The sequence below is a fragment of the Tractidigestivibacter scatoligenes genome (genome assembly GCF_001494635.1).
Classification (GTDB): Bacteria; Actinomycetota; Coriobacteriia; order Coriobacteriales; family Atopobiaceae; genus Tractidigestivibacter; species Tractidigestivibacter scatoligenes.
The window spans coordinates 105,741-127,308 of the sequence record NZ_LOJF01000001.1; the positions used below are offsets into that span (position 1 = coordinate 105,741).

The following is a 21,568-nucleotide window of genomic DNA, read 5'->3' on the forward strand; positions in this document are numbered from 1 at the left end:
CCATTCTCGGAGCGTCCATCCGCCCAGCCAATGGTTTGAAGCGCCTACCGAGAACCGCGCGCATGCGGCTGGGCCTGCACAAAGTTTGCAAGGTCTTCTCGCGAAAGGCCGTAGTCGCGAAGCGCGGAATCCGCAACGGCAAGACCTGCCGGCAGGGAAAGCGTTCGCAAGCAGTCCGCAATGGTCCTCTCCAATGACGTTACCTTTACACCCGACACAACCTCGGTTTTCTCGTCATCGCCCGGACGCATGCGGTGCCTTACCACGTACTTGCTTCGGCGCCCCTTGCCACCCCTTGTATCCAGTGCGTGGACAACGGAGGGGTCAGGTTCGGAAACTTGCAAGCCATGGACTATCGCTGCAGAAGTCCCGCAGAACACCCAAGCCGGATGCAGTGCGGCGACGGCCCTCGCTACGTGAAGGGCCTGTGTTGCTGGCGAGAGGGACCTCCAATACGAGGCCCTTGCATACACGTGCGGGAATGGTGCTACCACATCTCCCGCCTTAGCGCGACGATCAAGAAGCCTCTTCGTTCGATCGCTCTTCACGCAGAGACACATCCCGCGTTGCTCCGACGCATCAAGAGCTTCGTTCACCTCATCCTGCACCACACGCCAGTACCCCCTGCTCACGACTAGCCCCCCTCCGGTCGCCCTGGTGAGCTTCTTGTACCGAGCCCGGAGTCATCTATAACTGACACTTGTCTGACAGCAATCTTCCGCGCAGCTCAGAGAGGGTGTTTGGTCGTTTGGTCTCTAAAGTAATTCTGTAGGCGGTAGCATTCTGGCCATGAGGGGTAGCTCTGATCGAATTGCCGAGAATTGAGATGGCTCACGCTGTCATACCGTGTCATGCCATTTTGGCCTTCTCGCCCATGGCGCGTCTTTTCGCCGGTTAGCACTTTTCCGAACGTTTAGAGCGCCTTAAACGGCGAGGTTGCGCGGCATTGCGGGAACGGCGCGGATTCCGAACGGTTAGCCACCCATAAACGGCGAGATTGAGCGGGATTGCGAGAATGCCCCATGGCACGGCTGCCTGGGCATCCTAGTGCCCCCGCATCCCTACTTCGAGCCAGTGCCAGACCCGCTGCTCGTCTCCGCATCGCTCCCCGTCGACCCGCCCGTGAGGTCATTCAGAATCGCAACCGGCGTAAACGACGTAGTGACCTGGTCGCGCAGCTCCTCCTCGAGCGTCTCATCCACACCCGTGATGCTGCAGTTAAAGTTCACGCCCGTGGAGCTCTGCGTCTTGGACCACACAAACGTAATGAACGAGGTCACATCGCCGGTGGGCTTGAGGAACCCAAAGAGCTGCGACGTCTTGAACTTGCCGTTCTCGTCCATGTGCACGTTCACGTGGTAGATAACGGTATTGATGTTGGGGTTGAGCAGGCAGTTCACCGAGAAGGCCGAGGCCTGCACCTGCGAGCCTGCAAAGCACTCGAGCGCGTCCTCGGAGGTCGTGTCGATCACGGTCACCTCGACGGTACCGGTGTTCTCGTCCGCCTCCTGCACCGAGAAGTCCTCGGGGAACTGCGTGAAGCCGTTGCCCCACTCGACGCCGCCGCGCAGCGCCGAAGCCACCGTGGCAACCGTCACGTTGTGCGCGAGGTCTGCGGTGTTGGAGCGACGCACCACGCCAAAAATGACCTGTCCGACAACAACAATCACGAGAAAGACCAGCACAAAGCCAACGGCCGTCTTTGCGATGACCTTGCCCACGTTGGAACCGGAGGGGTCGTCGGCGGAAAGCGGGTCGATGTCGACGCCCGCACCCTTCTCCTTGCGGCGCCTGCGCTCGCGGCGGGCGACCTCCTCGTTGGAGTGGCCCGTCTCGTCAACGGTTTCGAAGAGCTTCTCAGCCTCGTCGCCGGTAAGGGCATTGGTCTGGCGGCGGGCCATCTCGATGTTTGACTTAGCCATCAAGCTCCCCCTCGCCTGCGGGGTCATTCACAGGACCGGCGGTCTCACCAGGCGCAAGGCGGTGCGCGATTGCATCGCAGACGAGAGCGCCCACCACGGTCTTTGCGTCCTCAATCCTACCGTCGAGAACCGCGTCGACCAGCTCGGAGAGGTCAACAAGGTCCACATTGATAAACTCGTCGGCATCGGGGCTCGACTTTTGATAGCTCAGGCCCGTTGCCATGTAGAGGTGAATGAGCTCGTCGCAGAAGCCATCGGACGTGGCAATGGTGGTAAGGTAGGCCATCTTCTCGGCCTGCATGCCGGTCTCCTCGGCCAGCTCGCGGTGGGCCGCGTCAAGCGGGTCCTCACCGGGATCGAGCTTGCCCGCGGGAATCTCGACCGTCACGCGGTCAAGCGCTGTGCGGAACTGGCGCACCAGGCAGATGCGCCCCTCGTCCGTGAGCGCGACAATCGCCACGGCACCGGGATGACGCACCACGTCACGCACGGCAGTTCGACCATCCGGGAGCTTCACACGCAGGCGGTTGACGTTGAAGATGCGTCCGGTCCAGGCAACGTCCTCGGAGACAGGGTGCTCTTCCAGGCCGGCGTCGCGCGGGTCATCCTCACCCAGCACCAGGTCACGGGCCTGGGGGACGCCTGAGACGTGATCTTGGCTCGAGCGGTCACCATCAAAGGTGAGATCATCTGCCGCCGAGCGCATGTCTGCGGTGGCAGAGCGGAGGTCATCCATCGTGGGAACGGCCTCGACGTACTGCGGGCGAATCTGCGAATCGTCCGCAGGTGCGCCCTCGTAGGAGTACCCCTCGTCCATCTCGTCGCCCGTGTCCTGCACCCGTGCCACCGCCCTGTTCCTCCAAATAACGTAGTTTGCCGTGTTGCGTAAACCCGCCGGGACTATCCGTTGTTGCGGGGCAGAACCGCCTTTGCCCCAATGTCATACCGCATGGTCTTGCCCTCAAAGTCGATGAGCTCGCACGCGGCGTACGCCTGACGACGAGCCTCCTCGAAGGTGGGCGCCACGGCTGTCACATCAAGCACGCGGCCGCCGGCCGTGACCAGCTGTCCGTTGGCGTCAATCGCGGTGCCGGCGTGGTAGACGGTAACGCCGTCCAGCGACTCTGCACGCTCGATGCCCGAGATAGCCTTGCCCTTCTCGTAACTTCCGGGATACCCGGCGCTGGTAAGAACCACCGAGACGGCCCAGTCGTCGTTCCAGGAAACCATGTCGGGCGAGAGGGTCCCCTCGTCGCAGGCGAGAAAGACGTCGACAAGGTCTGCCTGCATGCGCGGCAGCACCACCTGGGTCTCGGGGTCGCCAAAGCGGGCGTTAAACTCGAGGACCTTGGGACCGTCCTTGGTGAGCATGAAGCCACCGTACAGGCAGCCAGAGTACGTGATGCCCTCGGCACGGAGCTCGTCGACCACGCGCTGCTCAATGGCAACCATTGCGGCGTGCTCCTCAGGCGTAACCATGGGAACAGGCGAGTAGACCCCCATACCGCCGGTGTTGGGACCTTTATCGCCGTCGAGGGCGCGCTTGTGGTCCTGCGCCGTGGCAAGCGGCACGAGCGTAGTGCCGTCGGTAAGCGCGAGAAGCGAGCACTCGGGACCGTCGAGGGTCTCCTCCACGATTACCGTTGCACCAGCCTCGCCAAAGCGGCCCGAGAAGCATTCGCGCACGCCAGCCAGGGCTTCGTCGACATCCTTGGCCACAATGACACCCTTGCCAGCGGCAAGGCCGTCGGCCTTAACCACACAGGGGCCGTCAAGCCGGCGGATGTACTCCTCGCAGGGCTCCTGCTCGGTGAAGGAACGCCACGCTGCGGTGGGCACACCGGCGCGTGCCATAACCTGCTTAGCAAACTTCTTCGAACCCTCCATGCGCGCCGCCGAGGCGTTGGGTCCAAAGCACATAATGCCCGCCGAGCGCACGGCATCTGCAACGCCCTCGACGAGCGGCGCCTCCGGGCCAATGACCACGAGGTCAACGCCGTTCTCGCGAGCGAAGTTGGCCACGTCGACGGGCGAGTCCTGGTCGATTGCAGCAACCTCGGCCATAGCGTCCATGCCGCCGTTGCCAGGTGCCACCCAAAGCTTGCCCGCGCGGGGCGACTCGGCAAGCTTGGCGAGAAGCGCATGCTCGCGCCCACCCGCACCCAGGAGAAGAATATCGACCTTAGAATCGCCCACGTGTCCTCCCTTGTTGTCGCAACAGCATGACGCGCCCGGTGTATCCGGGCGCGTCAGCGCGTCACTTAGTCCCAGTAACGGTTAATGGTCTGCTCGCGGTCCGGTCCCACCGTGATGATGGAGACGCGTACGCCCGCAAGCTGCTCGAGGAAGTCGATGTAGTCCTTTGCCTCGCGCGGGAGCTGGTAGAAGTTGCGCACGCCGGAGATGTCGCAATTCCAGCCGGGCAGCGTCTCGTAGACAGGCTTGGCATGGTAGAAGACGGACTGGTGCTCGGGGACGGTGGTATAGCGCTTACCGTCGCACTCGTAGGCAACACAGACCTTAATCTCGTCCAGGCAGCCCAGAACGTCGAGCTTGGTGATGGCCAGGTCCGTAAGGCCGTTCACGCGGGCGGCGTAGTTCACAACCACGGCGTCATACCAGCCGCAGCGACGCTTGCGACCCGTGGTCACGCCATACTCGTGGCCAACCTCGCCCAGCTTGTCGCCAATCTCGTCGAACAGCTCCGTGGGGAACGGACCAGAGCCCACGCGCGTGAGGTATGCCTTGGCGACGCCCAGCACGCGGTCGATGCGCGTGGGGCCAACGCCCGAGCCCGTCACGGCACCGCCGGCGGTGCAGTTGGAGGAGGTCACAAAGGGGTAGGTGCCATGGTCAATATCGAGCATGGTTGCCTGCGCACCCTCGAAGAGGATGTTCTTGCCGGCCTCGAGCTGCTCGTTCAAGAAGAGGGAGCTCTCCACGATGTACGGGCGGATACGCTCAGCGTAGGGCAGGTAGGTCTCGCAAATCTGATCCACGGTGTAGGTGGGCAGCTCGTAGACCTTCTCGAGGATGGGGTTGGTGTATGCCAGCGCAGCCTCAAGCTTCTCGCGGAAGATCTTCTCGTCCAGCATGTCCTGGATGCGCAGGCCGGTGCGGTTCATCTTGTCCATGTAGCAGGGGCCAACGCCGCGCTTGGTGGTGCCAATGAGGTTTTTGCCAAGCTTCTTCTCGTGCGCGCCATCGAGGTCCTTGTGGTAAGGCATCACGATGTGGGCGTTGCCGGAGATCTTGAGGTCCTTGCAGGAGATGCTCTGGGCCTCGAGGGTGTCGATCTCACCAAGGAGCACCTCGGGGTCGACGATGCAGCCGTTGCCAATCACGGGATAGACACCCTTGTACATGACGCCAGAGGGCACCTGGTGAAGGGCGAGCTTGTGGCCACCGGCAATGACGGTGTGGCCCGCGTTGGCTCCGCCGGCGTAGCGGCAGACAACGTCAAAGTCGCCGGAGATGAGGTCTGTCACCTTACCCTTGCCCTCGTCGCCCCACTGCGTACCCACGAGAACTGATGCAGGCATTGCTCCCCCTCAAAAAGAGTGTGATAAGCCGGGCTGCCGGCGCCTGTCGCACGGTGCCCCTAACCAAGCCAGTATACGGCATGGCCAGCGGTTATCGGGAGCAGCGCAAAGACGTGCGGAAACATCCCACAGCCATAACAATTTTTCCGTTGTGAGAGCAGCGCGGAACAGCATTGGGCGCAGCTGGCGAGAGGGACGCACAGGCGCTAGTCGTCGTAGTGCGTCGTGACCTCGAGGAACTTTGTCTTGTTGCCCACAAAGGTGAGAGGCACGTCGCCAAGCGCGCCGGAGCGGTTCTTCGCGATGATGAAATTGGTGACGCCCATGTCCGGGCGGTCGTCGCGAGCTGCCTCCTCCTCGTCCATGGAGCGGTCGAGAAGGATGACGATGTCGGCGTCCTGCTCGATAGCGCCAGACTCGCGCAGGTCCGAGAGCTCGGGGCGCTTGCCGGTGCGCTCGGTTACGCGACGCGAGAGCTGGGACAGCGCAATGACGGGGCACTCAAGGTCCTTGGCCATGATCTTGATGCCACGCGACATCTCCGAGACCTCGGTGGCACGGCTGTCCGCACGGCGCATGCCTGCCGGCGGCGAAAGGAGCTGCAGGTAGTCCACCACGACAAGCCCAAGCTTCTTACCATGCAGCATGCGGCGTGCCTTAGCTCTAATCTCGGTGACGGTGGTGCCAGGTGTGTCATCGATCATGATATCCAGGCCCGAGAGCTCGTCTGTGCCGCGGATGAGCTCGGGCCACTGATCGTTCTGGATGTGGGCCGAGCGAATCTCTTGCAGGCCAACGCCAGACTGGGCCGAGAGAAGGCGCTGCGCAATCTCGATCTTGCTCATCTCGAGCGAGAAGAACGCGACCGAGGCACCGTTGAACGCCGCGTTCACGGCAAGGTTCAGCGCGAAGGAGGTCTTACCAACGCCGGGTCGGGCGCCGATGACAATCATCTGGCCAGGCCGCAGGCCCAGGAGTTTGGAGTCGATGGTGGGGAAGCCCGTCTTGACGCCCAGCTCTGCGGTCTGGTTCTCGCACATGTCAGAGAGCTGGTCAAACAGGTCGCTCATGATGGTGCCAATTGGCTGGTAGCTCGAGCGCACGTCCCTGTTGGTGACGTCGAGCAGCATCTTCTCGGCCCTGTCCACAACCTCCTTGGTGTCCTCGGGGGCATCGTAGGCTAGGGCGGTGATTTGCGCGGCGGCAGAGATCATGCGGCGCAGCGTAGAGTCACGGCGCAGCATCTCGACGTGGCGGCGCCAGCCAACGAGCGCCAGCGAGTTGTTGCCCAAATCCAGCAGGTAGGGCCTGCCGCCCACGCGCTCAAGCTCGCCCTGGCTCTTGAGGAAGTCCGCAAGCGAGATGGTGTCCACTGCCATGTTGCGGTCGAACATCTCGCGCATGGCAAGGTAAATCTTGCGGTTGGAGGGGATGTAAAAATCATCCGGCTCCAGCTCGATGAGGCACTCCTGCAAAACGTCCTGCGAGATGAGCATGGCCGAGAGGACCGAGGACTCTGCCTCGGGATCCTGTGGCATTGCAACGTCCGACGTTGCCGTCATCTGAGTTGGATTGATGTCGTAGCCGTCCTGTGCCACGAGCCGTGCCCCCTCCTGTGTGCCAGTCTTATCGTCCCTTGGATGCTACCGTGTTGCCCAATTTGGTACCGCTGCTCGCCGTCCACCCAACGTACGCCATCTACCTGCGAGAAGGGAAGGTTGCGGCAAAGTCTTCTACATACGATGTTGAAAACGCCTCTCGCTGAGCGGGGACTTTGAGAGTTTTCAACGTTTTCAACAATTTGGCGAACGACGAGGATGCGTGCCAGGAGTCCGATTATCGCAACCACCTTAAATATTCATTACGTGCAAGATAGACCAGCGGGTTTGATGCGATTATCCGATTTCGTGGCGTTTTCCCAGTTAAATAGGCTTAAAACATGCATCTTTCGAGCGTTTGCCCCGCATGCCACACGTGCATGCGGGGCAAATTTGTGGTAGTGCGCTTACCAACCGAGTTCTTGGACCACTACTCTTGACCTGCGGGAATTGTTGAAATCCCCAGTTGAGAGCATGTTTGGTCGAAAACTCCGAAGGCTACTCGGCAGCCTCGGTGGTCTCAGTTGCCTCGTCGGCAGCCTCAGCGACCTCGGGCTCGGCAGCCTCCTCAGCCTTGGGCTCCTCGGCCACGGGCTCGTCACCCACGAGAACGACGATCTTGGCGTTGATCTCGCGGTAGAGGTTGATCTCGACGGCGTGACGGCCAGCAGTCTTGATGGTGGCGCCACGGACGATGCGCTTGCGGTCAACGTCAACGCCAAGCTGCGCTTTGATGGCATCGACGATCTGCTGAGAGGTGATGGAGCCAAAGAGCTGGCCCTCCTCGCCAATCTTCGCGTCGACCTTCACGAGCTTCTCGTCAAGGATGGCCTTGGTTGCCTCGGCGTTAGCAATGCGCTCGGCCTCGCGCTTGGCAATGCTGTCGCGGCGCTGCTCGAGCTGCTTAAGGTTACCCGGGGTGGCAGGCTGGGCGATCTTGTTGCGGAAGAGGTAGTTCTCCGCGTAGCCCTGGGCCACGTCGACGACGTCGCCCTCTCCGCCCTTGCCCCGGAGCTCACCCAAGAGGATGACTTTCATGGGACACTCCTTCGTTCAGTCGGCTATGCCGACTTCTGATCTTGGTCCGTGTTGCTCTGGATGGTGGTCTTCACGCCCCTGGGAAGGTGACGGAAGTTCTTCCACACATCGACAAGCCCCACGATGGTCATGACGTAAAACTGGTCTTCGAGAAAAAGCCCGGCGACTATTGTGCACGCGCCCGCAAACGCACCCACATGCCTGGTTTGAATAAGCCAGGCAATGATGGCAAAGCCCTGGATTGCAAAGGCAATCCGGAGAGCCACCAGGACGTTAGCCGAGACCATGTTCACGGCATTGGTGTATGCCTGTGGCACCACACCTACCGCCGCAAGCCCAAGGATGTCGGCTACAAGCACACCGACGAGCCACACGGGTACGTCGTACTCTATAAGCGTTGGCATGGTGACGCGAAGATCCTCGCGCTTCGCCGACGCGCGGACGCCGAGAAGCGCACAGAGAAACTCGATCAAAGCCACAACGAGATACGCGCTTGGCCAATAGACCTGCAACGTCGCCCGCAGCGTCTCGACTTGCGTTGCCGCCGAGACGGAAGACACGCCAATGCCGCTTGCATACACGTTCACGAGCTGCGTGATCATGTCGGCCATGGAGGAGCCCATCGACTGCAGCTGGATGACATCTACGCCAATGAGCGCGAGCGTACCGCACGTGATGAGCGCAAACGCAACCGAAAGCGACAGTCTGCTACGTGCAGATGCCCATGCCGTCCCAATGCCTATGGCACAGGCAACAAGAACGCTTGGGACCGTGGCAACTTGCGCCACGGCAGCCACTATCGCCGTAGGCACAAGCGTGCAGGCGAGTGTAGCAATACTCTGCAGGGGGCTGCGCGCTGCCAAGGTGATGACCGCGCCGCAACCTATGGCAAAGCACCCGAGCATGGGGATGTACGCGGCTATCACGCCACCGAGTGCGCAAATGACAAGCCCGGCAACGAGCGACGACCTGCCGCGCGGTGCCTGTGCGCCGTCTCCCGCAGGGACAATTCCGCCCTGCTCGGACGAGTTGTCCTTGGGGTTAGACGCGTTCCAGAGCGCAAGCGCCCTGGTCTGCTCGTCTGTGTCCTTCTCCACCGTCATGACCTAGTTGGTTCTTTCTCGAACCCCGCACCTTAACCGCGGCTGCGGCCACCGCGGCTGGAGACCACGGGAACGGTGTAGGGCAGGAGCGCCATAACGCGGGCGCGCTTGATGGCAACCGCGATATCGTGCTGGTGCTGCGTGCAGGCGCCAGTGACGCGACGGGGCTTGATCTTGCCGCGGTCGGTCATGAACTTGCGGAGGAGCTGCACATCCTTGTAGTCGATGTACTCGGTCTCCTCCTTGCAGAACTGGCAGTACTTGCGACGCGGCTGGCGCTGAAACTCTTGCTTTTTCTGCTGCTGAGCCATGTCTGGTTTGCCTTTCTAACGGCGGCCCTGGGGCCGCCTTACTGTTACTAGAACGGAATGTCTTCGTCGTAGACGTCTGCTGCAGGGGGCGTAGAGACAGGCGGCGCGGCCGGAGCGGGAGCGGAGTAGCCCGGCTGTGCGGGATACTGTGTGGGTGCTGCTGACTGCGGAGCCGCCGCGTAGGGAGCCGGCTGGGGCTGCGGCGCGTTGTACTGCGGAGCAGGAGCTGCCTGTTGCGGTGCGGCTGCCTGGTTCCTGGACGAGAGGAACTCGACCTCGTCCACCACTACCTCGAGCTTGCTGCGGCGCTGACCTTCCTTGGACTCCCAGGAGCTATAGCGAAGCTTTCCTTCGATAGCGACCTTGGAGCCCTTGCTGAGGTAGCGCGAGAGCGGTTCGGCGCGCGCGCCGAACACGACGCAGTCGACAAAGTTGGGCACGTCCTCCCACTCGCCGGTCTGCTGGTTGCGACGACGGTCGTTGACTGCGACACCAAAGGAGAGAACCTGAGTGCCGCCGCCGGTGGAACGAAGCTCCGGGTCCCTGGTAAGGTTGCCCGAGATGTTCACCCTGTTAATGCTCACGTTGCTCACTACCTCTCTCTGCGGGCACAGGGCCCGCCTTCCGCTGACTAGTCCTTGTCCGTGCGGGCCACGATCATGTGGCGCTTGACGGCATCGTTGATGCGCAGGACTCGGTCGAGCTCTGCGATCTGGGAAGGATCTGCGTGGAAGTTGATGAGGGTGTAGTCACCCTCGGTGAGGTGGTCGATCTCGTAGGCGAGCTTGCGCTTGCCCCAGTCCTCGACAGAGTCAACGGTGCCGCCGTCAGTGGTGATAGCGACCTCGATGCGCTTCATAACGCCAGCGCGGGTCTCCTCGTTGGTAGTGGGATCGACAAAGAACAGCAGTTCATAAGCCTTCATGTTGTCACCTCCTCTGGGCTGATGGCCCTAGGTCGTGAAGGTTTGCGCCTAGGGCAGGAAGCATGCGATTTGGTATCGTATCACAGCTGTTGCAGATATGACCATCTGTGACCTGCGATTGTGTGCCCAAATCCACAAGCGTCGTACCCACCGACGCAATAGCCTCCGCTTCCACGCGTCCTACTCCGTCCCAAAGATTACGGATTCTTCCTGACACTAATTTGACGCCGCGCGGACAGCCCGCATGCACGTAGCTGTCAGGCATTGCCCTGGGGGCGGTAGATGCTGTGGCCGCGCTCCACAGAAATTCGTAGCGAGGACATTCTGCCCCACAACTTCTCCATATATGCGCTCTGTACACCTACGGGCTTTCCCGGGGCATCAAAAAAGGCAGGCGCCCAACGGCACCTGCCCTGACCTTCAAATGGCGGAGGGGGAGGGATTCGAACCCTCGTACCCCCGAAGGGGTAAACGGTTTTCGAGACCGCCGCATTCAACCACTCTGCCACCCCTCCGTGGGGTGAAAAGCGGCGCCCCAGTGGGACGCCGCTGGATTTACTGGCGGAGAGTCTGGGATTTGAACCCAGGATACGCTTTAGGCGTATACACGATTTCCAATCGTGCTCCTTCGGCCACTCGGACAACTCTCCAGGAACCGCGACGGCTAGTATATCGTATGTTCACGGGAAATGGGAAGTAGTTTTTCTCTCCACCAGTTCTTCTCGCCGATACGCGCAAATGTGCGAGAAAATCTACAGTTACCCAACCCAAAAGGAGTCAGGATGCCGGAGCTGTTCTCAAAGTTTGGCCCCGAGATGGCCGCTGTGTCACTGCCTGCCTGGCTCGACCTGGCGGCGCTCATGGTTGGCGCCGTCTCCGGCGTGCTGGTGGCCCACGAGCGTAAGCTTGATCTTGTGGGCTTTGTTGGCCTCGCGATGCTCTGCGGCTTGGGCGGCGGACTTATCCGCGACGTCACCATGCAGGTGGACTCGGTCTACATGCTCTCTTCTCCCTACGCCATACCCGCTGCCGCAGGCATGGGCATCTTCGCCTTCTTGTTCCCAAGCCTCTTCGATAAGTTCTCAAATCTCATCGAGTGGGTCGATATCGTCTCTGTGGGACTCTTCGCGCTCATGGGAACCGACAAGGCCATCGTCTATGGGCTTCTGCCGTTCTCGGCAATCCTCATGGGAACCTTGACCGGCGTGGGCGGCGGCATGCTGCGTGACGTCTTTCTCGGAGACATCCCCCGCATCTTCAAGCCGAGCAACTACTACGCACTGTGCGCCCTGGCCGGCTCTACCATCTATTACGTGACGGTCATGGTCTTCTGGCTTGGGAAGCCCTGGGCGGCCTTCCTGTGCGTCGCAGTGACCGTGGGCCTCAGGCGCTGGTCGCTTCACTACAACGTGATCTCGCCCAACGACGTGAACCTTGCCCCGCGCGTGGCCGGCGGGGTTCGCAAGATCACCCGCCGCGTCTCGAGGACCAAGAGCTCTGCGAGAAGAAACCGCAGCTCTGCTCGGAGACGGAACGGCTAGCCAGCAAAAAGGCGCCGCGGAGTTCCCGCGGCGCCCTCGTTGCCTATTTGCGAATTGTGCAGCCGTAGGGCGCACATCTCTCAGACTCAGGTGACATTCCTCAGCGGAAATACTTTACGCAGCGCTCTTCTTCGCCTCACGCTTACGGCGGATGCTCATCAGCGCGATGATCAAGACGCAGCTTACGATAGAGCCCACGGCAATACTCAACACCCATGCAATCGGGTTGTTAATGACGCCGGGGATGAGCAGCAGGAATAGCCCGCCGTGAGGCGCGTTAAGAGTGACTCCGCTCACAAGGCAAATGGACGCACCAACAAAGTTGCCCACAAATGTCGACAGGATAATCTCGAGGGGATAGCTCGCAGCAAAGGGGATACATCCCTCGGTGATGAAGGACAGACCGAGCAGCAGGCATGCCTTCCCCGCCGCGCGCTCATCCTCACTCCAAAGCTTGCCACGAACAATCGTAGCGAGCGCCAGGCCAATCGGAGGCACCATGCCAACAAGCATAGCGGCAGCCATCGGGGCGGTAATGCCTTCGCCAAGCAGGCCAACTGCAAATGCATACAGCACGTGCGACATCGCTCCGCCAAGGTCGAGATACATAAGGGAGAAGATCAACGAGAGCAGGAGCGGCGCTGAGTTGACTGAATTCGTGAGAAGATCATTGAGTGCCGCAGTGAGCCAAGCAACGGGCTGTCCAACAACAAAGTACATAATGAGTCCGACAGCCGCAGTGCTCAGAATTGGCAGAATCAGGATGGGCTTGAGGCCATTCAGCGTAACAGGCAGCTTGATCCACTTGTTGAGATAAAAGGTGATGTAACCAGCGAGCAAACCAGAGACGATGCCGCCAATGAAGCCAGCACCAATGTTTGCCGCAATCATGCCGCCAATGATGCCAGGTACAAAACCGGGACGGTCAGCCACAGAGCTTGCGATAAATGCCGAGAAGACCGGAATCATCAGGCCAAGGCCAATGCCACCCATAGCATTGAGAGCCCAACCGATTGTTCCATTTTGATTTGCCACATCAAGCCCGAAACAGAAGCTCAACGCGGTGAGAATGCCACCTGCAACAACAACTGGGATCATGTGGGAGACGCCATCCATGACATGCTGGAATACTCCCTTGGCTCCATTCGCTGCTGCAGCGGGAGCAGGCTGATCAGTAGACATATCAGCTGCGCCCTCAACGCGCTTCACCCCCTTACCCGCAAGCGCATCTTCGATGGTAGTGTCTGGGTGCTTGAGCGCAGCGTCAGCCGTAACCTCAAGTACATTTCGGCCTGCAAAGCGCGACTCGTCAATGGCCTTGTCTACGGCAAATACGATTGCGTCTGCAGAGGCAATGTCATCCGGTTCGAGAGCGTTCTCGACGCCTGTAGCGCCTTGTGTCTCGACGTGAATCTCATAACCCTTCTCGGCTGCATACTTTTTCATGGCTTCAGCAGCCATATATGTGTGCGCAATGCCAGTAACACACGATGTGATAGCAACGATCTTCTTACTCACTCGCGTACCCCTCTCTTATTATCAATTCCCTTATGGAAGGCAAGCGCCGGAGCGCTCGACTACCTCTTCGGCACGATAATGTACACCTAAATTTGTCTCTACAAATTCATATCTTCAAAAAATTCCGACCGGTATGTTTTTACCGGTCGGCGGAAACTAGAGAATCATGCGGTTGCAGAGTAGGTTCAATAACTATTCAGTGCCTTACCTGACAGACTGCGTTTTAATCTCTTGTTCGTTGGAAATCTCCGATACGAACTGCAGAACGACATTTCGTGTTGAATAGATTACGTGGTCAGTCTGAAATATTGGAGTACCTACCTGAATACAAAGCAGGTTGGCAATGTGGTCATCGGCAACGATGGGACGAATGGTCTGCAAGTCATGGCTTACCGTATATCCGCATGTTTCCATATAAGAAAGCATAGAGCCATGGAGCGTCTCCTCGTTTAGGTTACGAAAGAGGTATCTAGGCATGTAGGCGTTATCTACAAGACGTGGCTTACCGTCAAGAAAACGCTGACGGCTATAGTGCACAAGCGGCTCATCCGAGCCTAAGTGAAAAATATCCGAAAGGTTCCCGCACGGCACTTCCTCGTAGAAAAGAACTTTGCTTTCGACAGTACGTCCTCTTGCGGCGTTACGCTCGCTCAGAGATCGAAGGCTGTAGAGGTTAAAGAACTCTGGGGGATTTACGAAAGTGCCGGCTCCTTGTCGACTGTGAACAAGTCCATCCTGCTTGAGGTGTTGAATAGCTTTCTGGAGCGTAGTCCGACTCACGTCGTAACGCTTGCAGAGTACGGATTCGTTGTCCATCGTTCCCCATGGCTGGTAATAGCCGGAGAGTATTTTATTTTTAAGGTCATGGTAGATAGCATCCTGCTTTGTCATGCGCTTCTCTTCCATGGTTCCTCCTGGCTTTTCAAGTCAGCTTCGAATACAAAGGATTGATGCGGAACAAGTCAGACGCCTGTTTCCTACAACTTATCCATCTTGTCACATACCCCATTCTCATCCGGTTCCACAAATAAAGACACTACATATAAGTCTCGACCAATATGGCTATCGAGAGATAAGCGGTCGGCAGCTGAGTAGCTGCAAATGATATAGTTACTACAAATTTGTCTCTACTTTTTTGTCTCTATGATTTAGGATATTTGGGTAATCGGCGGCTATTCCGGGCGCCCAATCGGATTGGAGACAAGATGCTTGTTAACCTTCGCGATATTTGTGCAGTAGCAGAACAGCACAGCATTGCTGTTGCGTCCTTCAATACACCGAGCTTCGAGGCAGTTCGTGCTGCAGTGGAAGCTGCAGAGGAAACTGGTTTCCCCGTTATTTTGAGCCATGCCCAGGGGCACGAAGAGATTGCGCCTCTCGAGTGGATTGGCCCGATGATGGTTGAGGCGGCCGAGCGCTCCTCCGCACTCGTGTGCGTACACCTTGATCACTGCGAGGATCTCTCGTACATGCGCAAGGCGCTAGATTTGGGCTTCTCTGGAGCCATGTATGACGGCTCGTTTCTCCCCTACGATGAAAATGTTTCCAACTCTAAGCGCGCTGCCAGAATGGTAGCCAACTACGACTGCGGCCTCGAGTGTGAGCTTGGTTCGATGGGCACGCGCGAGAATGGCGCCGGTCATGAAAATGATCATGTTGGACAGGCAACGTACACCGATCCCGACCAGGCGGCAGAATTCATAGAGGAAACCGGGCTCGATATTTTGGCATGCTCGTTTGGCACTGTTCATGGCATTTACAAGGGAGAGCCACACCTTAACTACGATGTATTGCGTGAAATCCGCAACCGCGTAGATGTACCTCTGGTAATGCATGGCGGTTCCGGTGTATCTGACGCTGACTACCAAAGGTGCGTTGAAGCGGGCATCCGTAAGGTCAACTACTTCACCTATGGCGCAAAGTTTGCAGGCGAAGCAGTTCGGAAGCTTATCAAGGATTTCGAAGCGAAGGATTCGGGTTCGATTGTCTATTGGCAAGATATGACTACGGTTGCTCATGAGACGCTGTTTGAAGACTTCAAGCACGTCATTAATGTGCTCTCAAACGGGCAGGCCCCCGTTGCCTAACCATTGGAGCCGCTTAGATATTTGCAGTAAATCGGTTTGACGTGTTCTTTTCACGACAATCGAGAGTAAGTCAGTTATCTACAGCAAAAAGGCGCCGCGGAGTTCCCGCGGCGCCCTCGTTGTTCTTGCAGGTTGTGCAGGTCGTTGTCCTACTTGTCCACCAGGCCGTGGCGCACGCGCCACTTGCGGCACTCGACCTCTGAGAGGATACGCTTGCGCATGCGGATGTTCTTGGGCGTAATCTCGACCAGCTCGTCATCCATGATGTACTCAAGCGCCTCTTCCAGCGTGAACGTGCGCGGCGGCGTGAGCTGCACCGCAATATCTGCGGTGGAGCTGCGCTGATTGCCCAGGCTCTTGGTGCGCGCGATGTTCACCACGATGTCGCCAGGCTTGGAGCGCTCGCCCACGATCATGCCCTCGTAGCACTCGTCACCGGGGCCAACGAAGAGCGTTCCGCGGTCCTGCAGGTTGCCCAGGGCGTAGGCCACGGCCTTCTCGGTGGACATGGAGATCATGGCGCCGTTCTGACGCTTGCCCAGCTCGCCCTCCATGGGACCGTACTCGAGGAAGTTGTGATAGAACACAGCCTCGCCGTGGGTCACGTTGAGGATGCGGTTTTTGAGACCCATGACACCACGTGTGGGAATCTTGAACTCGAGGTGGTCCTGCTTCACGCCCGAGACCATGTTGGTCATGTTGCCGCCGGAGTTGCCAAAGAGCTCGATGACCTTACCGGAGTACTCGCCGGGGCACTCGACCACGGCCTCCTCGATGGGCTCGAGCTTGTGGCCATGGCCATCGTCCTTGAAGAGGACGCGCGGGCGGCCAACCTGGAACTCGAAGCCCTCGCGGCGCATCTGCTCCATGAGGACCGAGAGGTGCAGGATGCCGCGACCAGCAACCTCGACGCCGGTCTTATCGGGCAGCTCCTCGATGCGCATGGTGACGTTGTTCTCGCGCTCCGTCATCAGACGCTCCTTGAGCTGGCGGCCACCAACAATGTCGCCATCGCGGCCCACGAGCGGCGAGGTGGACGCCTCAAACACAACAGACATGGTGGGCGGATCGATCTCGATGGGGTCAAGCTCCACGGGGTTCTCGGGGTCGGTGTAGACGTCGCCAATATCGGTGTGGTCAACGCCCACCACGGCAGCGATGTCGCCCGCCTGGGCCTCGCTGCACTCCTTGCGGCCCAGGTAGTCAAAGGTGAAGAGCTGCTTGACCTGGCTCATCTCGCGGCTGCCGTCGTTCTTCACCACAAGAATCTTGTCGCCGGCGTGGATGGTACCCGAGTAGATGCGGCCAATGCCAATGCGGCCCACGTAATCGGAGTGGTCAACGGTCACGCACTGCATGGCCAGCGGACCCTCGAGGTCGACGTCGGGCGCAGGCATGGCGTCGATAATCATGTCGAGCAGCGGATACATATCCATGTTGCCGTCGTTGGGGTCGAGGCGTGCGAAGCCGTTGACGGCCGATGCGTACACCACGTGCTCCATGGCAAACTCAAGTTCCTCGTCGGTGGCACCCAGGTCCATCATGAGGTCGAGGCAGTCGTTCAGGGCCTTCTCGGGGTTGGCGCCATCGCGGTCGATCTTGTTGATGACAACCATGATTGCAAGGTGTGCGGCAATGGCGTGCGAGAGGACGAAGCGCGTCTGGGGCATGGGGCCCTCGGCCGCGTCTACCAGCAGCAGCGCGCCATCTGCCATCTTGAGCACGCGCTCGACCTCGCCGCCAAAGTCTGCGTGGCCCGGGGTGTCGATGACGTTAATCTTGATGCCCTGGTACTCGATGGAGATGTTCTTGGCCAGGATGGTGATGCCTCGCTCGCGCTCCTGGTCGTTGGAGTCAAGCACGCGCTCCTGAACCTGCTGGTTCTCGCGGAAGGCGTGGGTGGCCTTGAGCATCTGGTCAACCAGCGTAGTCTTGCCGTGGTCGACGTGGGCAATGATTGCGATGTTTCTAATCTGCTCTTGGAGCATGGGCACCTCTCGTCTAGCTCGCTAGCGTAGCAAACGCCAACGCTTACGGATTCGCGGCAACTTTATACCAGCGCGAGGGCCAGCGGACCCCACAGCGCATCGTTCCACGCAAACTGCTATATGGTACGCCAAAGAGGCCGAGGAGCGCGACGCTTCGCTTATCCCAGCAGGTTCTCCACCTCGCCGGCAGGGGCGGGGTCTGTCCAGGCAAAGTTGTCACCTTCGCCTTTACCATCTACAAGCGAGAAGGCCGAGAAACTCGTACGGCCTCGCTCGCCAAACTCGAGTAATACCGCATCTTGGTAGGCGCCGCGCTCGTCGGCAACAGCACCCTCGTAGGCAAGGGCATAGCGCATGGGGTCTCCAAGCTTGGCGCCCGCGTCACCGTGAGATCGCGCAAGGTCGCGCACCTTCTTGCGGGCACCCTCGAGGCACTCCTCCGGACCATCATCGGCAAAGGTGTAACTGGCAACGTGGCAGGCGGCATCTTCGACGGCGAGAATCACATCCAGTTCAACGCCCTCTGCCAGCACGTCGAACGCCTGGCCCATGAGGGTGCTCGAGAGGTCATCCAGCTCCGGCGAGACGCCCTGTCCGTTCTTCTCGGCACCCATGAGGCCTCCCTGTTGCCTGCGTTGTTCTGACACACACATGGTAGCCGTTCCGGACCACGGCATGGTGGTACTCTCCTCCCCACCCCCCCCTTCTTTATCGGTTTCTGTGAAACGGACATTGCGTTTGCCCAGTTGGCGAGAAGCAGAATTCACAGATACCGATAAAGAAGGAACAGGAGAGGAGGGAGCGGAGGGGGCAAGAGCGTCACGGCAGCAAGGTACCAGGCCACTAGAGCAGGCGTCCAAAGCGACGCACATAGGCCCTTCTCGCCAGCAGTACGAGAACCGCGTAGCCAAGCACAACCAGGGGCAGCACGGCGAGAAATGCCACGGGCAGCGGCGCCATGCCAAGGGCAGCCCCAACCCCCGTAAACGGGATGGCCAGCGACAGCACGATGGCACCGGCGTCAAGCAGCAGCACGCGCCAGTCTGCCATGCTCTGCACGAAGGGGATGCGCTCGGTCCGAACCAAATGCACGAAGAGTACCTGTGTGCACATTGATTCGACGAACCAACCTGCCTGGAAGGTCGCAGCGAAGAGAGCCGTAGCGGTAGGGTTCCCCACAATGGCCTGCCAACTACCCCCGGCCACGCTCGGGCACACCCAGAAGAACAGCAGCGCAAAGGTCACCACGTCGAACACCGAGCTTGTGGGTCCAATCCAGCGCATGAAGCTCGCAATGGAACCAGACCTCCACGTCTGGGGGACCTGCAGCTCCCGTGCGTCGACGCTGTCCCAGGGGATGGCGGCGCAGGCGCAGTCGTAGATGAAGTTGAGAAGTAGCAGCTGTACGGCGGTCATGGGCAGGAAGGGGAGAAACACGCTCGCCACCAGGACCGAGAAGATGTTGCCAAAGTTGGAGCTGGCCGTCATCTTCACATACTTGTTCATGTTGAAGAAGGTGCGCCGCCCCGCAACGATGCCCCGCTCCAGAACCCCAAGGTCCTTCTCGAGAAGGATGATGTCCGCTGCCTCCTTGGCCACGTCCGCACCAGAATCCACCGAGACACCGCAGTCGCTAGCCCCCATGGCAGCGGCGTCGTTCACGCCGTCTCCCATGAAGCCCACCACGTGTCCGCACGAGCGGAGCGCCCGCACGACGCGCACCTTCTGGTCGGGCGAGAGCTTTGCGAACACGGTGGTGTGCTCCGCATGCTCAGAAAGCTCCTCGTCTGACAGTTTGGCGACCGCCGCACCGTCAAGCGTCCCCTCCACGTCAAGTCCGATCGTCTCGCACACCGTGCACGCAACCCGAAGGGAATCGCCGGTAAGGACCTTGGTCGCAACGCCATGCTCGCGCAGGGCGGCAACCGCCTGTGCGGCGCTCCTCTTTGGCGGGTCGAGAAATGCCAGGTAGCCAATGAGCGTCATGCCGTGCTCGTCCTCCCCGGAAAGGACCCCCGCCGCCGCGGGATCCTCCTTGCGAGCCACGCCCAGCACGCGCATGCCCTTGTCGGCAAGGTCATAGGCGGTGGAGAGCACCCGTTCGCGAACGTCGCCCCCAAGAGGGACCACACTGCCGTCGTATTCGACCTCGGTGCAGACCCCAAGGACCTCCTCGATTGCACCTTTGGTGACCATGAGGCGGCGGCCGTCGTTGTTCTCGACGACAACGCTCACGCGGCGGCGCTCGAAGTCGAACGGAACCTCGTCAACAAGGTGCCAGCTTGTTGACAGCTCGTCTGCGTCGATGCCGGGAACTCCGCGGGCGGTCTCCTCGGTCGCGCGCGAGATAATTGCCGAGTCTATGAGGTTGCGCACGCCCGTCTCAAAGAAGCTGTTGAGAAACGCGTGGCCGAGCACTCGCGGGTCCTCGCGTCCCATGAGGTCTAGGTGCCGCTCGAGAACGACGTGGTCCTCGGTGAGCGTGCCGGTCTTGTCGGTGCAAAGCACGTCCATGGCACCAAGATTCTGGATGGCGTCAAGCCGCTTCACGATCACGCGGTCGCGGGAGAGGTCCACGGCACCCTTCGCAAGGCAGGTCATCACGATCATGGGCAGCATCTCGGGCGTGAGACCCACGGCAACCGAGAGCGAAAAGAGCAGCGCCGAGAGCCAGTCGCCCTTCGTAAGTCCGTTGATGACGAGGACGAGAGGCGCCATGACCACCATGAGGCGCAGCAGGAGCCTGCTCACCGAGGCGATTCCCTCGTCATAGGCAGTCTTGCCGCGCTTGGCACCAAGACTTGTCGCCATGCCGCCAAACATGGTGTTTGCCCCAGTGGCGACAACCACTACCACGCCACTCCCCGAGACCACAGTGGAACCCATGAGCACAATGTTGTCGAGGTCCCCTGCGGTGCGGGTGTCATCGGCGGGTGCGGGGCGAGGCGTTGCCACACGCTCCACGGGAAGGCTCTCTCCCGTGAGCGACGACATGCCGAGGAAAAGGTCGCGCGCCTGAATGAGCCGTGCGTCCGCCGGCACGATGTCGCCCGATGCAAGGTGCACGATGTCGCCAACAACCACGTCTGCCAGGGGAATCTCCACGCGCCCCACGTCCGCGCGCTCGACGTTGCAGGTGGTCTGTATCGTCTTGGCGAGCGCCGCCGCGGCGTCGTCGCTCTTGCCCTCCTGCACGAATCTCAAAGTGCCGGAGACGGCAATCATTGCGAAAATGATGATGAAGGTCGAAGGGTCGCGCTCGGCGGGTGCAGCCAGAATCACATCGGTGACAAGAGACACCACGGCGAGAAGCGCGAGGATTCCCGTGAAGGGGTCCACGAAGGCCTTCGCGAAGCGCACCGGCACAGGGTCGCGATGGGCGTGCGCGACCTCGTTTGAACCCCATGCGGCACGGGACAGCTCGACCTTCTCGGCAGAGAGGCCGTCATGGCTGGTGTTGAACTCGTTGAGAAGCTCTTCCGTTTCGAGCGAGGAGACACGGCACAGCCATTCGAGCTGGGACGACTTCCCCGTTGGCGTCTCCGCACGGTGAGCGATAAGCCCCGTCCTTGTCAGCCTGGACAGGAACCCGTTGGTGAGCAGCCTCATGGGCCACCTCCGATCCGGGGATGCACGCAGGGACGCAGTACAACGTCAGCTGCGTAGGAACCGGCGGCGAGGCGGGCACACAATAGGCTTGAATGAGCAGGGTGGGGCCGCGCCAGCGCTACCGACGGCGCCCGTCTCCCCTTTTGGCAGGCGCCAACCTCACTGAGCTTGAGTTTTCTCGAGCATGACTACCGTCGCTCATGGATGGCACCTCCTTGGCGTCAGGGGCTCCCGCCCCTTTGAATCAGTTGCTCTCACTATACCCCACCCTCTTTAGCTAGCCCCTCCCTCTTTAGCCGGTCTCCCTTCTTTACCCAACCCCCCTTCCTTATCCTCCCTCCCTTCTTTATCGGTATCTGTGAATCTTGTTAGCCGGCAACTGGGCA

18 protein-coding genes and 2 tRNA genes are annotated in these 21,568 nt (G+C 60.0%); 2 read left to right on the top strand and 18 right to left on the bottom strand.

Annotated elements, in window-relative coordinates; translation table 11 throughout:
* Nucleotides 1–44: 44 nt before the first annotated feature.
* The 13 genes from AUL39_RS11165 to AUL39_RS00540 all read right to left on the bottom strand — a co-directional run bounded on the left by AUL39_RS11165 (nt 45) and on the right by AUL39_RS00540 (nt 11,089).
* Nucleotides 45–194 (bottom strand): hypothetical protein, encoded by a 150-nt coding sequence (locus AUL39_RS11165; protein ID WP_160326999.1) that lies wholly within the window; start codon nt 192–194, stop codon nt 45–47.
* 867 nt (nt 195–1,061) lie between these two features.
* Nucleotides 1,062–1,922, bottom strand: a complete 861-nt coding sequence (locus AUL39_RS00485) for a hypothetical protein (protein WP_070807524.1) — start codon at nt 1,920–1,922, stop codon at nt 1,062–1,064.
* Entirely contained in the window at nt 1,915–2,628 is a 714-nt protein-coding gene (locus AUL39_RS00490) for an NUDIX domain-containing protein (protein ID WP_082667235.1), read from the bottom strand. The genes AUL39_RS00485 and AUL39_RS00490 overlap by 8 nt, the downstream gene beginning before the upstream one ends.
* A 194-nt stretch (nt 2,629–2,822) precedes the next feature.
* Entirely contained in the window at nt 2,823–4,118 is a 1,296-nt protein-coding gene (purD, locus tag AUL39_RS00495; protein WP_059052572.1) for a phosphoribosylamine--glycine ligase, read from the bottom strand.
* 65 nt (nt 4,119–4,183) lie between these two features.
* Nucleotides 4,184–5,464: an adenylosuccinate synthase gene (locus AUL39_RS00500; RefSeq protein ID WP_059052574.1), complete on the bottom strand. Its 1,281-nt coding sequence runs from the start codon at nt 5,462–5,464 to the stop codon at nt 4,184–4,186.
* A 206-nt stretch (nt 5,465–5,670) separates the two neighbouring features.
* Nucleotides 5,671–7,026, bottom strand: a complete 1,356-nt coding sequence (gene dnaB / locus AUL39_RS00505; protein WP_070807546.1) for a replicative DNA helicase — start codon at nt 7,024–7,026, stop codon at nt 5,671–5,673.
* 534 nt (nt 7,027–7,560) lie between these two features.
* Entirely contained in the window at nt 7,561–8,100 is a 540-nt protein-coding gene (gene rplI, locus AUL39_RS00510; RefSeq protein WP_059052578.1) for a 50S ribosomal protein L9, read from the bottom strand.
* Nucleotides 8,101–8,123: 23 nt separating this feature from the next.
* Nucleotides 8,124–9,203 carry a DUF2232 domain-containing protein gene (locus tag AUL39_RS00515; RefSeq protein WP_059052579.1) on the bottom strand — a complete coding sequence of 360 codons (1,080 nt, stop codon included), beginning with the start codon at nt 9,201–9,203 and terminating at the stop codon, nt 8,124–8,126.
* Nucleotides 9,204–9,235: 32 nt separating this feature from the next.
* Complete coding sequence (gene rpsR, locus AUL39_RS00520; protein ID WP_059052580.1) at nt 9,236–9,514, bottom strand: 30S ribosomal protein S18; 279 nt, start codon at nt 9,512–9,514, stop codon at nt 9,236–9,238.
* A gap of 47 nt (nt 9,515–9,561) precedes the next feature.
* Entirely contained in the window at nt 9,562–10,098 is a 537-nt protein-coding gene (locus AUL39_RS00525) for a single-stranded DNA-binding protein (protein ID WP_059054003.1), read from the bottom strand.
* Between the two features lie 47 nt (nt 10,099–10,145).
* Nucleotides 10,146–10,439, bottom strand: coding sequence for a 30S ribosomal protein S6 (gene rpsF, locus AUL39_RS00530; RefSeq protein ID WP_059052582.1), 294 nt, complete (start codon nt 10,437–10,439; stop codon nt 10,146–10,148).
* A gap of 425 nt (nt 10,440–10,864) precedes the next feature.
* Nucleotides 10,865–10,954, bottom strand: a tRNA-Ser gene (locus AUL39_RS00535).
* A 44-nt stretch (nt 10,955–10,998) separates the two neighbouring features.
* Nucleotides 10,999–11,089, bottom strand: a tRNA-Ser gene (locus tag AUL39_RS00540).
* A gap of 132 nt (nt 11,090–11,221) precedes the next feature.
* Here AUL39_RS00540 and AUL39_RS00545 point away from each other — a divergent pair.
* Nucleotides 11,222–11,980, top strand: coding sequence for a trimeric intracellular cation channel family protein (locus AUL39_RS00545; RefSeq protein ID WP_059052584.1), 759 nt, complete (start codon nt 11,222–11,224; stop codon nt 11,978–11,980).
* Nucleotides 11,981–12,094: 114 nt separating this feature from the next.
* Here AUL39_RS00545 and AUL39_RS00550 read toward each other — a convergent pair whose 3' ends face one another.
* Together AUL39_RS00550 and AUL39_RS00555 are read right to left on the bottom strand one after the other, a co-directional pair.
* The gene (locus AUL39_RS00550) at nt 12,095–13,498 is read right to left on the bottom strand and encodes a PTS fructose transporter subunit IIC (RefSeq protein WP_059052586.1); all 1,404 of its coding nucleotides are present in this window, start codon (nt 13,496–13,498) and stop codon (nt 12,095–12,097) included.
* 204 nt (nt 13,499–13,702) lie between these two features.
* On the bottom strand, nt 13,703–14,404 hold the full coding sequence (locus AUL39_RS00555; protein ID WP_059052588.1) for a GntR family transcriptional regulator: 702 nt from the start codon (nt 14,402–14,404) through the stop codon (nt 13,703–13,705).
* A gap of 299 nt (nt 14,405–14,703) precedes the next feature.
* Here AUL39_RS00555 and AUL39_RS00560 point away from each other — a divergent pair, with 299 nt between their 5' ends.
* The gene (locus tag AUL39_RS00560) at nt 14,704–15,585 is read left to right on the top strand and encodes a class II fructose-bisphosphate aldolase (RefSeq protein ID WP_059052590.1); all 882 of its coding nucleotides are present in this window, start codon (nt 14,704–14,706) and stop codon (nt 15,583–15,585) included.
* Between the two features lie 149 nt (nt 15,586–15,734).
* Here the strand turns inward: AUL39_RS00560 and typA are convergent, their stop codons facing one another.
* The 3 genes from typA to mgtA form a co-directional block, all read right to left on the bottom strand.
* Nucleotides 15,735–17,573 (bottom strand): translational GTPase TypA, encoded by a 1,839-nt coding sequence (typA, locus tag AUL39_RS00565; RefSeq protein ID WP_059052592.1) that lies wholly within the window; start codon nt 17,571–17,573, stop codon nt 15,735–15,737.
* A 158-nt stretch (nt 17,574–17,731) separates the two neighbouring features.
* The gene (locus tag AUL39_RS00570; RefSeq protein ID WP_059052595.1) at nt 17,732–18,187 is read right to left on the bottom strand and encodes a hypothetical protein; all 456 of its coding nucleotides are present in this window, start codon (nt 18,185–18,187) and stop codon (nt 17,732–17,734) included.
* Nucleotides 18,188–18,416: 229 nt separating this feature from the next.
* A complete protein-coding gene (gene mgtA / locus AUL39_RS00575; protein WP_059052597.1) occupies nt 18,417–21,182 on the bottom strand; it encodes a magnesium-translocating P-type ATPase in 2,766 nt (921 codons plus the stop codon).
* Nucleotides 21,183–21,568 lie beyond the last annotated feature (386 nt).

Excerpts from the sequence above, each read along its gene's own strand:
- AUL39_RS00485 (WP_070807524.1), bottom strand. The coding sequence starts at position 1,922 with ATGGCTAAGTCAAACATCGAGATGGCCCGCCGCCAGACCAATGCCCTT.
- AUL39_RS00490 (WP_082667235.1), bottom strand. The coding sequence starts at position 2,628 with ATGCGCTCGGCGGCAGATGATCTCACCTTTGATGGTGACCGCTCGAGC.
- AUL39_RS00500 (WP_059052574.1), bottom strand. The coding sequence starts at position 5,464 with ATGCCTGCATCAGTTCTCGTGGGTACGCAGTGGGGCGACGAGGGCAAG.
- dnaB (WP_070807546.1), bottom strand. The coding sequence starts at position 7,026 with ATGACGGCAACGTCGGACGTTGCAATGCCACAGGATCCCGAGGCAGAG.
- rplI (WP_059052578.1), bottom strand. The coding sequence starts at position 8,100 with ATGAAAGTCATCCTCTTGGGTGAGCTCCGGGGCAAGGGCGGAGAGGGC.
- AUL39_RS00515 (WP_059052579.1), bottom strand. The coding sequence starts at position 9,203 with ATGACGGTGGAGAAGGACACAGACGAGCAGACCAGGGCGCTTGCGCTC.
- rpsR (WP_059052580.1), bottom strand. The coding sequence starts at position 9,514 with ATGGCTCAGCAGCAGAAAAAGCAAGAGTTTCAGCGCCAGCCGCGTCGC.
- rpsF (WP_059052582.1), bottom strand. The coding sequence starts at position 10,439 with ATGAAGGCTTATGAACTGCTGTTCTTTGTCGATCCCACTACCAACGAG.
- AUL39_RS00545 (WP_059052584.1), top strand. The coding sequence starts at position 11,222 with ATGCCGGAGCTGTTCTCAAAGTTTGGCCCCGAGATGGCCGCTGTGTCA.
- AUL39_RS00555 (WP_059052588.1), bottom strand. The coding sequence starts at position 14,404 with ATGGAAGAGAAGCGCATGACAAAGCAGGATGCTATCTACCATGACCTT.
- AUL39_RS00560 (WP_059052590.1), top strand. The coding sequence starts at position 14,704 with ATGCTTGTTAACCTTCGCGATATTTGTGCAGTAGCAGAACAGCACAGC.
- typA (WP_059052592.1), bottom strand. The coding sequence starts at position 17,573 with ATGCTCCAAGAGCAGATTAGAAACATCGCAATCATTGCCCACGTCGAC.
- AUL39_RS00570 (WP_059052595.1), bottom strand. The coding sequence starts at position 18,187 with ATGGGTGCCGAGAAGAACGGACAGGGCGTCTCGCCGGAGCTGGATGAC.
- mgtA (WP_059052597.1), bottom strand. The coding sequence starts at position 21,182 with ATGAGGCTGCTCACCAACGGGTTCCTGTCCAGGCTGACAAGGACGGGG.